The sequence below is a fragment of the Bradyrhizobium sp. URHA0013 genome (assembly GCF_000518345.1).
In the GTDB taxonomy this organism is placed as follows: Bacteria; Pseudomonadota; Alphaproteobacteria; order Rhizobiales; family Xanthobacteraceae; genus Bradyrhizobium.
Window position 1 is genome coordinate 132973 of record NZ_JADK01000009.1, and the last position, 12914, is coordinate 145886.

The 12914-nt window shown below is 64.5% G+C and carries 15 protein-coding genes; 7 read left to right on the forward strand and 8 right to left on the reverse strand.

Features of this window, described 5'->3' with window-relative positions; genetic code table 11:
* Positions 1 to 54: 54 nt before the first annotated feature.
* The 5 genes from N551_RS0115465 to N551_RS0115485 all read left to right on the forward strand — a co-directional run bounded on the left by N551_RS0115465 (position 55) and on the right by N551_RS0115485 (position 4423).
* Positions 55 to 855, forward strand: coding sequence for a MotA/TolQ/ExbB proton channel family protein (locus N551_RS0115465; protein WP_027567693.1), 801 nt, complete (start codon positions 55 to 57; stop codon positions 853 to 855).
* On the forward strand, positions 852 to 1538 hold the full coding sequence (locus tag N551_RS0115470) for a hypothetical protein (RefSeq protein ID WP_027567694.1): 687 nt from the start codon (positions 852 to 854) through the stop codon (positions 1536 to 1538). The genes N551_RS0115465 and N551_RS0115470 overlap by 4 nt, the downstream gene beginning before the upstream one ends.
* Entirely contained in the window at positions 1531 to 2136 is a 606-nt protein-coding gene (locus N551_RS0115475) for a hypothetical protein (protein ID WP_027567695.1), read from the forward strand. Before N551_RS0115470 ends, N551_RS0115475 begins: the two co-directional genes overlap by 8 nt.
* A 116-nt stretch (positions 2137 to 2252) precedes the next feature.
* Positions 2253 to 2993 (forward strand): metallophosphoesterase, encoded by a 741-nt coding sequence (locus N551_RS0115480; RefSeq protein ID WP_027567696.1) that lies wholly within the window; start codon positions 2253 to 2255, stop codon positions 2991 to 2993.
* A gap of 5 nt (positions 2994 to 2998) precedes the next feature.
* Positions 2999 to 4423: a bifunctional serine/threonine-protein kinase/universal stress protein gene (locus N551_RS0115485; protein WP_027567697.1), complete on the forward strand. Its 1425-nt coding sequence runs from the start codon at positions 2999 to 3001 to the stop codon at positions 4421 to 4423.
* A gap of 24 nt (positions 4424 to 4447) precedes the next feature.
* Here the strand turns inward: N551_RS0115485 and N551_RS0115490 are convergent, their stop codons facing one another.
* The 4 genes from N551_RS0115490 to rpe form a co-directional block, all read right to left on the reverse strand.
* Complete coding sequence (locus N551_RS0115490) at positions 4448 to 4639, reverse strand: hypothetical protein (protein WP_007602380.1); 192 nt, start codon at positions 4637 to 4639, stop codon at positions 4448 to 4450.
* Positions 4640 to 4660: 21 nt separating this feature from the next.
* A complete protein-coding gene (locus tag N551_RS38800) occupies positions 4661 to 4837 on the reverse strand; it encodes a hypothetical protein (RefSeq protein ID WP_197031140.1) in 177 nt (58 codons plus the stop codon).
* A gap of 4 nt (positions 4838 to 4841) precedes the next feature.
* Complete coding sequence (locus N551_RS38805; RefSeq protein WP_162847284.1) at positions 4842 to 4982, reverse strand: hypothetical protein; 141 nt, start codon at positions 4980 to 4982, stop codon at positions 4842 to 4844.
* A 149-nt stretch (positions 4983 to 5131) separates the two neighbouring features.
* Positions 5132 to 5833 carry a ribulose-phosphate 3-epimerase gene (gene rpe / locus N551_RS0115500; protein WP_027567698.1) on the reverse strand — a complete coding sequence of 234 codons (702 nt, stop codon included), beginning with the start codon at positions 5831 to 5833 and terminating at the stop codon, positions 5132 to 5134.
* Positions 5834 to 6084: 251 nt separating this feature from the next.
* Here rpe and N551_RS0115505 point away from each other — a divergent pair, with 251 nt between their 5' ends.
* Entirely contained in the window at positions 6085 to 6879 is a 795-nt protein-coding gene (locus N551_RS0115505; RefSeq protein ID WP_027567699.1) for an EF-hand domain-containing protein, read from the forward strand.
* A 12-nt stretch (positions 6880 to 6891) separates the two neighbouring features.
* On the opposite strand, the gene N551_RS0115510 is transcribed toward N551_RS0115505, so the two are convergent.
* Genes N551_RS0115510 through N551_RS0115520 form a run of 3 tightly spaced genes read right to left on the reverse strand, consistent with a single transcriptional unit; the run spans position 6892 to position 11034 of the window.
* Positions 6892 to 7104, reverse strand: a complete 213-nt coding sequence (locus N551_RS0115510) for a KTSC domain-containing protein (protein WP_027567700.1) — start codon at positions 7102 to 7104, stop codon at positions 6892 to 6894.
* Between the two features lie 50 nt (positions 7105 to 7154).
* A complete protein-coding gene (locus N551_RS0115515) occupies positions 7155 to 8150 on the reverse strand; it encodes a P1 family peptidase (protein ID WP_027567701.1) in 996 nt (331 codons plus the stop codon).
* Positions 8151 to 8208: 58 nt separating this feature from the next.
* Positions 8209 to 11034 (reverse strand): PAS domain S-box protein, encoded by a 2826-nt coding sequence (locus N551_RS0115520; RefSeq protein WP_155809720.1) that lies wholly within the window; start codon positions 11032 to 11034, stop codon positions 8209 to 8211.
* 224 nt (positions 11035 to 11258) lie between these two features.
* Here N551_RS0115520 and N551_RS0115525 point away from each other — a divergent pair, with 224 nt between their 5' ends.
* Positions 11259 to 11645 carry a response regulator gene (locus N551_RS0115525; RefSeq protein ID WP_027567703.1) on the forward strand — a complete coding sequence of 129 codons (387 nt, stop codon included), beginning with the start codon at positions 11259 to 11261 and terminating at the stop codon, positions 11643 to 11645.
* Between the two features lie 83 nt (positions 11646 to 11728).
* On the opposite strand, the gene N551_RS0115530 is transcribed toward N551_RS0115525, so the two are convergent.
* Positions 11729 to 12847: a branched-chain amino acid ABC transporter substrate-binding protein gene (locus N551_RS0115530; protein WP_007602405.1), complete on the reverse strand. Its 1119-nt coding sequence runs from the start codon at positions 12845 to 12847 to the stop codon at positions 11729 to 11731.
* Positions 12848 to 12914: the final 67 nt, after the last annotated feature.

Sequence of the window (12914 nt, forward strand, 5' to 3'; positions counted from 1 at the left end):
GGGCGCGGCGGCTTTGATCTAATGGGCGGAATTCACGGCCAGGAGCAGTGCAGCATGAGTTCGATGACGATTGGGCCGATCGCGGGGCCTGCTGCCGACCCATCCGAGCGCAGCGCGCTCCTGTTCTGGATGATCTTCACCGGGCTTTCGATCTTCGCCGTCGTCCTGCTGTGGCGGTTTGGCCTGATCCGCCTGATGCTGACCTCGGACCGGACCTACATTTCCAGCGTGATCGCGCTGCTCTATGTCCTCACCTGCGGTCATTGCTTCTTGCGCACGCGGGGCATCGCCCGTGAGGGCGCGGCGGCCCGGCGCTGCCGCGCGGTGCTCGCGGCGCCCGAGGGCGGGAGGGCGCTCGACGCCGGCGCGGCTGCGCTGCCGCGCGGGCTGGTGCGTGATCACATCGAGAGCCTCGTGACCAAGGCCGCGGCGCAGGACTACCGCCCGGTCGACCAGACCCTATTGCTGCGGACGCTTGCCGACCGGCTGCGCGGCTCCAACGGCTTCGGGGCCTTCGTCTCGGATACGCTGATGAAGCTCGGCCTGCTCGGCACCATCGTCGGTTTCATCATCATGCTGGCGCCAATCGCGGGGCTGGATGCTGCCGACAAGGTCGCGATGCGGTCCTCGATGGGGCTGATGAGCGACGGCATGGCGGTCGCGATGTACACGACGCTGGCGGGCCTGGTCGGTTCGATCCTGGTCCGCATCCAGTACTACATGCTGGACGCCGCGACCCAGAAGGTGTTCTCGGATGCGGTGGTGCTGACTGAGACCTATGTGACGCCGGTGCTGGAGCGCAAGGGTTCTGGAATCAAGAGTTCTGGACTCAAGGGCGCTGGAATCGCGACATGATGGATGATTTCGGTCTCTATCCGCGCGAGGAGCCGTTCGATCCCTTGGGCGTGATGCTGTTCAAGGCACTCCAGGTGATCGCTTTCCTGTTCTTCCTCGCGCTGCTCGCGGTCTCACCGGACGCCAAGGACGGCAAGATCGATTCCAAGGCCGAGTTCATGATCACGCTGGACTGGCCCGACAGCCATCCCGACGATCTCGACCTGTTCGTGCAGGATCCCGTGGGCAACATCGCCTGGTATCGCCACCGCGAGGCCGGTTTCCTCACGCTCGACCGCGACGACCGCGGCGGAGCCAACGATTTCATCGTGGTCAACGGCAAGAAGATTGCCTCGCCGATCCGCGAGGAGATCGTCACGGTGCGGGGCATCGTTCCCGGCGAATACACCGTCAATGTCTCACATTTCGTGGCCACGACCGGCGAACCCGTCACAGCCAATGTGAAGGTGCAGAAGCTCAATCCCACGGCGCAAGTGGTCTTCGACAACAAGTTCACGGTCGATCACACCGGCGACGAGAAGACCGCGGTGCGGTTCCGGCTCGATGCCGAGGGCAAGGTCGTCAATGTGGATCAGCGGCCGAAATCGCTGCTGGAGACGTTTCGCAGCGGCTGGCGCAACGGCGCCGATCTCGACCCGAGCACTGGCGTGAGCAAGAACGCTGTGAGGGTGCGCCGTGACTAGCCTGCAGACGGTCATCCTCACGCTATCGATAGCTTACGCCGTCATCGGCGCGCTGCTGCTGGTCGTGTTGGTCTATGCGCGGCTGCACTGGTCGATCAAGGCCGTTGCGGTGGTCGTGACCAGCGCCTTCTATGTCGTCAGCTTCACGGAAATGCGCGGGCTGCTCGGCTGGGCCAGCGCCGACCGGCTGCCGGCCTCCTTCAAGCTGTTGAAGGCCCGCATCGTCGAGCCGCATTCGCTGGAAGGCGATCCCGGCTCGATCTATCTCTGGGTCGAGCAGCTCGACGAGGACAATCGCCCAAGCGGCATACCGCGCGCCTTTCGTGTGCCCTACAATGACAGGCTGGCCGACAAGACCCATGCGGCGGAGAACGAGATCGCGCTGGGACATCCGCAAGGCGGCCGGGCTGCCGATTTCGGCGGCGGCGATGGCAGCCTCATCGACATGGTCAGGGAATATGTGACGCCCAAGACGATCCTGGAGACGAGCGGAGGCGATTCCTCGACCGGCGAATTCCTGGCGCCACCGGCCGGCGCGCAGGGCGCCGTGTTCACCCCGATTCCGCCGCCCCGGATGCCGCCGAAGGACGAGCAATAGGCTCTTCACCATCGCGACAGGGCAGCGCTGGCAAACCGCGCGCCGCTGGCGCATGTTCTTGACCTCCCTCAATTTGGCCTTATCGGCTCCCAATAAGGTTCGAGGGTGGAGGGTGCGTGCTTCTCGCTGTCTTCTCGGATATCCACGGCAACCGGCAGGCGTTCGAGGCGTGCCTGAAAGTCGCGCGGGCGCGTGGCGCCGAGCGGTTCATCCTGCTTGGCGACTTCGTGGGCTATGGCGCCGACCCGGAATGGGTAGTGGATACCGCGATGGAGCTGGTCGCCCAGGGCGCCGTCGCTGTGCGCGGCAATCATGACCAGGCGGTGAATTCCTCGGCCGAGACCATGAATGCCGAGGCGCAAATCGCGATCGAATGGACCCGCGGCCGGCTCGACACCGCGCAGCGGCGGTTCCTGGCGGAATTGCCGATGCTGGTGGAGGACAGCGATCGTCTGTTCGTGCATTCGGAAGCCTCCAGCCCCCTGAGCTGGCACTATGTCCGATCGACGGTGGACGCCGCCAAAAGCCTGATCGCGACGCCCGCTCATGTCACGTTCTGCGGCCACATCCACCGCCCGGCGATCTATTCGATGTCGGTGACGGCGAAGATGTCGGGACTCGTGCCCAAGACCGACGTCTCCGTACCGCTGCTGCGCGGGCGGCAATGGCTAGCGGTGCTCGGCTCGGTCGGCCAGCCCCGCGATGGCGATCCATCCGCGGCTTTCGTGCTGTTCGATACGGTCACGTGCCTGATCACCTATTGCCGCGCGCCCTACGATGTCGAGACGGCCGCGAACCGGATCCGTGAGAACGGCCTGCCGCACTGGCTCGCCGACCGATTGTCGCAGGGGCGCTAGAGGCGATGCCGAAACCCCTCGTCAAATCAGGCGCAGAGATCGACGGCTACACCATTGGCGAATGCGTCCATGCCGGCGGCATGGCGACGCTGTGGACGGTCACCCATCCCGGCATCGAGGTGCCGCTGCTGATGAAGATTCCGCGGGTGTCGGAGGGCGAGGATCCCGCGGCGATCGTCTCCTTCGAAATGGAAATGATGATCCTGCCGCGGCTGGCCGGGCCGCACGTGCCCTCAAGCTTCGGCACCGGCGATTTTGCCCACCAAGCCTATGTCGTAATCGAGCGCATCACCGGGACAACGCTCTACAAGCGGCTGCCCGACCTGCCGCTGCCGTATGACGAGGCGCGGCAACTCGTCGCCAGGATCACGACGGGGCTGGCGGATTTGCACCGGCAGAACGTGATCCATCACGACATCAAGCCGAGCAGCATCATGTTCCGCGAGAGCGGCGAGGCGGTGCTGATCGACTATGGCCTGTCGCATCACAACCACCTGCCGGACCTGTTGCAGGAGGAATTCCGCCTGCCTTACGGCACCGCGCCCTACATGGCGCCTGAACGGCTGTCAGGGGTGCGCGACGATCCGCGCAGCGATTTGTTCTCGCTTGGCGTGCTGCTCTATTTCTTCACGACCGGCGAGCGGCCGTTCGGCGAGGGCGAGACGCTGCGTGCGATGCGGCGCCGGTTGTGGCGCGATCCGCACCCGCCGCGCGGCTTGCGCGCCGACTATCCACCCTGGCTCCAGGAGGTGGTGCTGCGGTGCCTCGAGATCGAGCCGGTGCGGCGCTATCCGACGGCGTCGCAGCTCGCCTTCGATCTGACCCATCCGGACCAGATCAGGCTCACGATGCGCTCGGAGCGAATGAAGCGCGATCCGCTCAGCGTCGCCTGGCGCCGCCGGTTCAACCAGGGTGTCATGGCGCCCCGCGCGAAATCGGATGTCGCAGCCCAGCTCGCATCAAGCCCGATCGTTGCGGTCGCGCTCGATACGGCGGAAGGCGAGCCGGAGTTGAACGAGGCTCTGCGCATGACGACGGAACGCATTCTCGCCACGCTGCCGTCGGCGCGGCTCGCATGTCTCAACGTGCTGAAGCTCAACCGCATCGCGATTGACAGGACGCTGGATGAGCAGGGCTCCAACAAGCATATCGACCGGTTGGTGGCGCTCAGGCACTGGGCCACTCCGCTCAAGCTCGATGAGAGCCGGCTGTCGGCTCACGTGCTGGAAGCCGTCGATCCCGCGGCGGCCATCCTGGAGTTTTGCGAGGTGAACCACGTCGACCACGTCATCATCGGCGCGCGGCAGGGCTCGTTCAGGCGCACGCTGCTCGGCAGCGTCTCGGCCAAGGTGGCCTCGGAAGCGGCCTGCACCGTTACCGTGGTACGGCCGCCGCGAATGGCTGCGGATGTGGGCGAAGAGGCCGGATAGGGCGGCGCTCTGGATCCTGGAGATTCAGGCCGCGTGAGCGGTGTGGACGGAGCGCTTGCGGCGGATCGGCCAGGAGAATTGCGGGCCGGGCTCGCCGTGATCCGCGCTACCGCCGAAGAACTGGATGATCTCGCGGCAGGGCTCGCAGTTGAACAGGTTACGCGACGCGGACGCCTTGGTCATTTCTTTCAGGCAGTTCGGGCAATGCGGCTTCATGAGCTTGGTCCAGAAAAGAATTCAATGCCGGCGCGGTGACCGGAGCGGATGATCCAGGTCCATGTCGGGCCCGGTGTCGTCGCGCATCTCGCCTTCGGTGCGTTCGAGCCGACCGAAGAAAAAATCGAGGTCAGGATGCGGGCGCCGCGGGATGCGGCACCGGCGCTTCGGCTGACGCTTTACGAGCGCGATCTGCATGGGGTCAGGCCCGATACCAGTCGCGACGGGCGATGCGGGCCGAGCGTACCGAGACCTTCACCGGTCCGGCTGATGGACCAAACACAACAAACGCACAAAAACCAAGCCACAACGCCACGCCAGTCCAAACCAGGGTCGTCGTCATGATGTGCTCCCGCGAAACAGGCAAGAATCACTAGCGGTGATTTGCGCGAATCAGGGAAGCCCGGAGGAGTACGGATCAAGGTTGCAAATTCAGGCATTGCGCGCCGCAACACCCGTAGAAGCCGCACGTCTGCGGAGCCGAGCGGGCCCTCAGATCGCCTCGCCACGCGCGCCCGCGGCGGCGTTGCGGATCGCCGCGATGTTGGTCTTGTAGGCGTCCTGCGTGCCGCCCCTGAACACGGACGTGCCGGCGACGAAGGCGTTGGCCCCGGCTGCGGCCAGGGGACCTGCGACGTCGGAGCCGACGCCGCCGTCGACTTCGATGTCGATCGGACGGCCCGCCGTCATCGCGCGGATGTCGCGGATCTTGCCGATCGCGGAGGGGATGAAGGCTTGGCCGCCGAAGCCGGGATTGACCGACATCACCAGCACGAGGTCGACCAGGTCCAGAACGTATTCGAGCGCGCTGATCGGCGTGCCCGGATTGAGCGAAACGCCGGCCTTCTTGCCGAGCGCGCGGATCGCCTGAAGCGAGCGGTGCAGATGGGGACCGGCCTCGGCATGCACGGTGATGTGGTCGCAGCCGGCTTTCGCAAAGGCCTCCAGGTAGGGGTCGCAGGGCGAGATCATCAGATGCGCGTCGAAGATCTTCTTGGTGTGCGGGCGCATCGCCTTGATGACGTCGGGGCCATACGAGATGTTGGGAACGAAGTGCCCGTCCATGACGTCGAGATGGATCCAGTCGGCTCCGGCGGCGTCCACGGCGCGCACCTCCTCGCCGAGCCTGGAGAAATCCGAGGCCAGGATCGAGGGCGCGATTGCCAGGGGGCGGGGAGCGAAGGCTTGGGTCATGGCGGTTTCCCGTGGCGGCCGTGAAAGATGGACTCGCCTAACATGGGCCTCTCAGCCGGGCAATGCAGGGGCGGCGTGCTTCCTGTGGGCGGAAATTTCTGCCGCGACCGGCATGAATTGCCGGTGTTCCCGGGCCGTGCAAAGCGCGGTGAAAGCGGATTTCATTGAGCTTTTTGCGCTGGCACGGCGCTTGCTGACTTCACCTGAACAGAACATTGGCCGCGGCATGCCGCATCGGTTGGAGTTGTGCAATGTTGTTCGCTCTTGGGGCCGTATCGAGCGCGCTCGACGCGATCCAGTCGCTGACGAATTCGAAATCGTCCTCTTCGACGCAGAAGACGGGGTCCTCGCAAAAGCCTGCGACCAATCCGTTCGCGATCGACAGTGGCAGCAACAGCACGACCGGCGCGACCTCGTCGGTCCATGCGGGCAAGACCCCGCAGATCTCGCCGGAAACGATGAACGCGCTGTTCGCCGCGCAGAGCCAATCCTCGGACAGTACGAGCAGCGCAGCGAGCTCGACCTCGTCCAGTTCGACATCCTCGTCCTCGACGCGCCGCGACGCCGCCCTGAAGGACCTGTTCTCGCAGATCGATGGCGACGGCGACGGCAAGATCACCAAGTCGGAATTCGAGAATGCGCTCGGCGCCGGCGGCACCAACCTCGCGCAGGCCGACGACGTTTTCTCGAAGCTGGATTCGAATACCGACGGCAGCGTCAGCCTCGATGAGATGTCGAAGGCACTGAAGAGCGGCCATCGCGGCCACCATCACGCGCAAGGTGCGGGCGATGCGTCCGGCGGCGGTTCGGATTCCTCCTCGCGCTCCAGCGGCGGTTCGACCTCGACCTCGACGACCGGCGCCGACGGCTCGACCACCACCACCGTCACCTACGCCGACGGCTTCAAGATGTCGACGACGGTCCCGGGCGCCTCCAGCCCCCGTAATTCGGCGTACGATCTGTTCGCGCAGTTGATGCAGCGGCAGGGCGGGCAGGGACAAGGCGCCTCAGCGGCTGTCGGTTCATCCATGTCGATGAGCGTGTAACCTTGCTCAGGGCTAGCCTGCATATTCGCGAGTGATGTCACGGTAGACATAACGGTCGCGGATTTCGCGGTTGAAGAATGTACCCTTTGAGCCCGCATTCCTGAACGCCGCGGCGACCTCGGGCGGAACGTCCTCGTAGACATAGAGGCGTCCGCTGACGAAAGTCACTTTCAGCTCGCGAGTCTCGGGCGCATAACGGAAAAACCGGATCACGGAAGACGGCATGGCGGTGCACCTTGGCCCGTCAGGGTAACGCCGTGTCAGCCGTTTCGTTTCTAGCCGAACCGATCCTTCCACGCCGGCAGCGCGCCGGCAAACGGCAGGGCCGTCGCATTGTAGACGCCGCGAGCGATCGCGCGTGCGACCACGTTGGCGGCGACGGTTCCCAGTTCGGTGAGGCCGACCAGCGGCTCGATCGGCTTCTCGCCCGTTGCGGCGGCGAACAGCACGTCGCCATCGGTTGGGGCATGCACCGGATAAATCGCACGGGCGAACCCGGTATGCGCGATCATCGCAAGCCGCTTGGCCTGGGCCTTGGTCAGCGTGGCATCGGTGACGACGAGGCCGATCGTGGTGTTCTCACGCGCGTTCGCGGCGGGCCCGCCCTTGATACGCATCGCCAGCATGTCCGGCGTGAACGCGGACGGCAGGCCGCGCCCGCCGAACTCGCCGTTCTCCTCGAACGGCGCAGCCCAGAACCAAGGCCCCTCGCCAACGATTGTGCTGCCGACCGCGTTGACGACGATGATCGCAGCGACCTTGATGCCATTGGCCAGGACCGCGGAGGCCGACCCCAGTCCGCCCTTGAAGGTTGCGGTGGTGGCACCGAGGCCGGCGCCGACGCTGCCCAGCGCGAAATCGTCGCTGGCGGCCAACGCTGCGGCGTAGCCGAGATCGCGATAGGGCGCGAAGCGTCCCCAGGCCTTGTCGCCACCGTTGAGCAGGTCGAAAACGATCGCGCCCGGGACGATCGGAATCACCGCCTCGCGAATCCGCAAGCCGCGGCCTTGTTCGGCGAGCCAGGCCTGGATGCCGCCGCCGGCGTCGATTCCAAAGGCTGAGCCGCCGGACAGCGCAATGGCGTCAACGCGATCGACGGTGCTGGCGAGGTCGAGCAACGCGTCTTCGCGCGTGCCGGGGCCGCCGCCGCGAACATCGATGGCCGCGACCGCGGGGGCGTCGAAGATGATCGCAGTCGTGCCAGTGGCGATTTTCACATCCTCGGCATGGCCGACACGGACGCCGGCGATATCGGTGAGAAGGTTTTTCAAGGCGGCTCCGCAGGCTGAAAGGCGTCCGCTTCAGCGATATCGCAGGGATGCCGCAGGCTCAACCCGCGAGCGCGGTCCTCAGCATCTTGGCGAGCTCGGACTTGCGGTAGGGCTTTGCCAGCAGCAGCACGCCGGAATCGAGCCGTCCGTGATGGACGATGGCGTTCTCGGTGTAGCCCGAGGTGAACAGCGTCTTCAAGTCGGGGCGGCGGCGAGCCGCCTCGTCGGCGAGCTGGCGTCCGTTCATGTTGCCCGGCATTATGACGTCCGTGAACAGCAGGTCGATGTTCTTGTCGGCGTCGATAATGACGAGGGCCTCGGCCGCGTTGCCGGCTTCGAGGGCGACATAGCCGAGGCTCTTGATCTGGGTCACGACATATTGGCGCACCAGCGCGTCGTCCTCGACGATCAGGATTTTTTCGTGGCCGCCGGTGACGGGCGCGTTCTGGAGCGCCTCGAATTCGGTTTCCTGCACGCCGCTCGAGCGCGGCAGGTAGATCTTCACGCTCGTGCCGTGGCCTTCCTCGCTGTAGATCTTGATGTGTCCGCCGGACTGCTTGACGAAGCCGAACACCATGCTGAGCCCGAGGCCGGTGCCCTTGCCGACCTCCTTGGTGGTGAAGAAGGGGTCGAACACCCGGTCCATCAATTCCGGCGGGATTCCGGAGCCGGTGTCGCTGACGGCGATCATGACGTAATTGCCAGCCACCACGTCGGGATTCATGCTGGCATAGCCGTCGTCAAGAAAGATGTTGCGGGTCTCCAGCACCAGCGTGCCGCCGTTGGGCATGGCATCTCGCGCGTTCAGCGCGAGATTGAGGATCGCGGTGGAAAGCTGGCCCGGGTCGATCAGTGCCGGCCACGCATCCTCGGTGAGTTGCGGCATGATGGTGATCTGCTCGCCGAGCGTGGGATGCAGGAGCTTTGCGGCCTCGAGCGTCAATGCGTTGACGTCGATTTCGCGCGGTTGGAGCGGCTGCTTGCGGGCGAAGGCGAGCAGATGCTTGGTCAGTTGCGCGCCGCGTTCGGCGGCGTCATCGATCAGCTTGGTGATGGCAGCGAGCTCGGGACGGTCAGCGACCGCGTCCGCCAGGATGCCGATCGTGCCGGTGATGACGGTCAGCACATTGTTGAAGTCGTGCGCGACACCGCCGGTCAATTGACCGATGGAATCCATCTTCTGGACGTGCCTGAACTGCGCCTCGGCGGCCTGCTTCTCGGTGAGGTCGCGACCGATGAAGAAATGGCGCTTGACCGGATCGGACCAGGTGCCCATCCAGTTCAGCGTGACCTCGTGACCATCGTAGTGGTAGTAGCGCGCCTCGAAGCTGCGCTTGACCGCGCCACGCCGCGCCGCGCGCATCTCGTCGCGCGTCTTCTGGAGGTCATCGGGATGAATGAACTCGGTGGCGCTGTGCCCGATCATGTCGTCCGGACTCAAGCCCAGAATGGTCTTCACGCTGGGGCTGACCTGGATGAAATTGCCAAAACCGTCGGTGACCAGGATCAGGTCCTGCGAAGTCTCGAAGATCCGCTGCCGCTCCTCGACCTCGCGGCGCAGTTTTTCTCGTGCCTGCTTCTCTTCCGTGATGTCGTGGGCGATCTTGGAAGCGCCGATGATCTGTCCGTTGGCTGATTTGAGCGGAGAAACATTGAGAACGACGTCGAGCGGCCGGCCGTCCTTTCGGATCCGGACCGTTTCATGCTGGGCGATCGTTTCATTGCCGCCGACCCTGTTCAGGATACCCCTGACCTCCGCCTTGCGGTCCTCCGGCACGATGATGTCGATCGATTGGCCGATGGCCTCCGCGGCGGCATAGCCGAACAGATGTTCGGCGGCCTTGTTCCAGCCCGTGATGACACCGTCGAGGGTCTTCGTAATGATGGCATCATTGGCGGATTCGACGACGGCCCCGTACAGCGCAAGGCGCTTGCCATAGTAGTCGCGATCCAATGCTGACTGCTGGCGCAACCTGCCGACGAGCCCCAGCGTGTGCGCCTGGAGGCGGACATTTTCGATCAAAAGCACTGCGAGCACGAAGGTCGCCGCGCAGAGGCCGTAGACGCGGCCGGCGTAGAAGCCGAGATCGAAGCGCGCGACGTTGACGATCGCCGACAGCGCGATGTCGAACAGCCACGCGCACATCACCACCATGAGCCAGACGTCGATGACCGAATGCGGACGGCGGAACCACAGCGAGACCAGCGCGGCAAAGCTCAAGGACCAGACAAAGGCCACCACGCCGATCATGATCTGCGTGTAACGGCCGTCGCGCAGCAGGACCGGAAGCAGGTCGTGCTGGGCAGTGACGATCCAGGTCAAGACGACCATGACCGCGGCGACGCCGACCACGCTGGCGTAGATCGCCTTGCTTGCCGAGCCCGCGATCCGGGCGCCGCCGTCGGCCTCCTTCAGCCAGGCATAGGCCAGCACGCAGAGCGGGAAGCCACCGTGCCAGATCATGTAGAGCCAGACCGTGGTCTGCTGGTTGGCTCCCAGCAGCCCGGTCGGCGAAAAAAGTCCGGGGAAGGTGAGGGCATGGACCACGGCCGCGGCAGCGGTGAACAGATAGCCCGTCGCCAGCACGAGCAGCGCGCGGGTCCTGAGCACCGCAAACTGCGACAACAGCAGGACCGCGGTGACGATGTCCGCGACCACAAGGGCGGATTGATAGCTCGCGACGAAGGCTGGCACGGGCAGCAGCGGGATACCTGCGAAGGGCACGGCCATTGCGAACAGGATCGACGAGACGCCCACGATCGCCAATGCTGCGGTGCGGTCTTTCGGGGTGGCCGGCAACGTCGAAAGGAATGTGCTCCGATCGGTCGGCGCGGACACGTGAAGCTCTCGCAGATCGGTCTTGAGCATCTTCGCCAATCTCATTTGGCCCAATCAATTTTGGTCCATGGTAGCGGGTTCTGGGCACGCATCATGACAAAACCCACCGCGACTCAACCGAAGGTTACAGTTTACTTAATTTTATGGGGAACGCGCACGGGGGATCGGGTAAGATGCGCTTTACTGGACGGTGCCATAATGCTCTCCCGCTGCTACGGGTTCCAGGTTTGAATCAGGCATTTTGAATCAGGATCCGGGAGTTGTTCCCTATGCCCCGCGTTCTCATCATCGACGACCAGAAGGACGTCCGTGCGATGGTCGCGATCGTGCTGCGCGTCAACCGTTACGACGTCGTTGAGGCCGATAGCGGCGCAGCCGGGGTGAAAGCCTTCACCGAGACCTGCTTCGACGCGGCAATCGTGGACATTTTCCTTGGCGATACCAGCGGCGTCGAGGTCATCACGACGCTGCGCGAGCTTGCACCGAGTCTCCCGGTCGTTGCGGTGTCGGGGATGATGGCACTGGACTTCATGGAACAATCGCCCCACCTCGCCAACGTGGTCTGCCTGCAAAAGCCGTTTCGGCCGAACGATCTTCTTCAGGCACTAAGGAACGCCCAAGCTGCGGCGGACGGCGCGCTGCCTGCAGCCGTCTGATTCTGACGCAGGAAGAAACGCCCCGGGGCAAGCCGGGGCGCTATGATGATTGAATGAGGCGTTCAGGCCCCCGGCAAGCGTGCTTAGGTGCCGTTGCCGCTGATCGCGGCGTAGCCGCCCTTGGCGTCCCATTTGTAGACGACGTAGTCGAGCTGCTTGATGTCGCCCTTGGCGTCATACTCGATCGGCCCGATCACGGTGTCCCACTTGCCGGCCTTGATGGCCGCCATGACCTTCTTGGCATCGGTGGTGCCGGCCTTCTTGGCCGCCTGCGACCAGACCTGCATCGCCGCGTAGGTGTAGAGCGTGTAGCCCTCGGGGTCGATGTTCTTGGCCTTGAAGGCCTCGACGATCTTCTTCGCGGTCGGCTTATTGCGCGGATCGGGGCCGAAGGTGAACAGCGTGCCTTCGCCGGCAGGGCCGGTGATGGAGGCATATTCCTTGTCGGCGAGCGCGTCGCCGGCCATCAGCACGGTCTTGAGGCCTTGGTCGCGCATCTGGCGCAGGATCAGGCCGCTCTCCTGATGGTAGCCCCCGACATAGACGAGATCGATGTTGTCGCGCTTCAGCCGCGAGACGATCGCGTTGAAGTCCTTGTCGCCCTTGTTGTAGGACTCGTACATCTTCTCGGTGACGCCGGCCTTGTTGAGCGCCTTCTTGGTCTCGTCCGCAAGACCCTTGCCGTAGGTGGTCTTGTCGTTGAGGATGGCGATATTCTTGCCCTTGTAGTTCTTGGCGATGTACTGGGCGGCGACCAGGCCCTGCTGGTCGTCGCGGCCGCAGACGCGCGCCACGTTCCACAGTCCGCTATCGGTGAACTTCGGATTGGTGGAGGCGGGAGTAATCTGGAGCACGTTGCCGTCGGCATAGGCTTCCGACGCGGGGATCGACGACGACGAGCAATAATGCCCGGCCACGAAGGGGATCTTCGCGCCGGCGATCTTCTCGGCGATCGAGCGCGCCTGCTTCGGATCGCAAGCGTCGTCCTCGACGGACAGCGCGAGCTTCTTGCCGTTGAGGCCGCCGGCGGCGTTGATGTCGGCTACGGCCATCTCGGCGCCGTTCTTCATCTGGCGGCCGAAAGCGGACTCGCCGCCGGTCATCGGACCTGCGACTGCGACGGTGACATCCTGCGCGAATGCCGCGCTCGACAGCGCGATCGACGCGCCGAATGCCAGACCGATGAGCTTCAGTGATTTCATGAGATACCTCGAGGGTGGTCGCCTGTGGGAGTTACCGGGCATGCCCGGTTCAAACCGGCGCTATTCT

What these genes read in the sequence shown, in the direction of transcription:
- N551_RS0115465 (WP_027567693.1), top strand. Translation starts at nt 55, where the DNA reads ATGAGTTCGATGACGATTGGGCCGATCGCGGGGCCTGCTGCCGACCCA.
- N551_RS0115470 (WP_027567694.1), top strand. Translation starts at nt 852, where the DNA reads ATGATGGATGATTTCGGTCTCTATCCGCGCGAGGAGCCGTTCGATCCC.
- N551_RS0115485 (WP_027567697.1), top strand. Translation starts at nt 2,999, where the DNA reads ATGCCGAAACCCCTCGTCAAATCAGGCGCAGAGATCGACGGCTACACC.
- N551_RS0115490 (WP_007602380.1), bottom strand. Translation starts at nt 4,639, where the DNA reads ATGAAGCCGCATTGCCCGAACTGCCTGAAAGAAATGACCAAGGCGTCC.
- N551_RS38800 (WP_197031140.1), bottom strand. Translation starts at nt 4,837, where the DNA reads ATGCAGATCGCGCTCGTAAAGCGTCAGCCGAAGCGCCGGTGCCGCATC.
- N551_RS38805 (WP_162847284.1), bottom strand. Translation starts at nt 4,982, where the DNA reads ATGACGACGACCCTGGTTTGGACTGGCGTGGCGTTGTGGCTTGGTTTT.
- rpe (WP_027567698.1), bottom strand. Translation starts at nt 5,833, where the DNA reads ATGACCCAAGCCTTCGCTCCCCGCCCCCTGGCAATCGCGCCCTCGATC.
- N551_RS0115505 (WP_027567699.1), top strand. Translation starts at nt 6,085, where the DNA reads ATGTTGTTCGCTCTTGGGGCCGTATCGAGCGCGCTCGACGCGATCCAG.
- N551_RS0115510 (WP_027567700.1), bottom strand. Translation starts at nt 7,104, where the DNA reads ATGCCGTCTTCCGTGATCCGGTTTTTCCGTTATGCGCCCGAGACTCGC.
- N551_RS0115520 (WP_155809720.1), bottom strand. Translation starts at nt 11,034, where the DNA reads ATGAGATTGGCGAAGATGCTCAAGACCGATCTGCGAGAGCTTCACGTG.
- N551_RS0115525 (WP_027567703.1), top strand. Translation starts at nt 11,259, where the DNA reads ATGCCCCGCGTTCTCATCATCGACGACCAGAAGGACGTCCGTGCGATG.
- N551_RS0115530 (WP_007602405.1), bottom strand. Translation starts at nt 12,847, where the DNA reads ATGAAATCACTGAAGCTCATCGGTCTGGCATTCGGCGCGTCGATCGCG.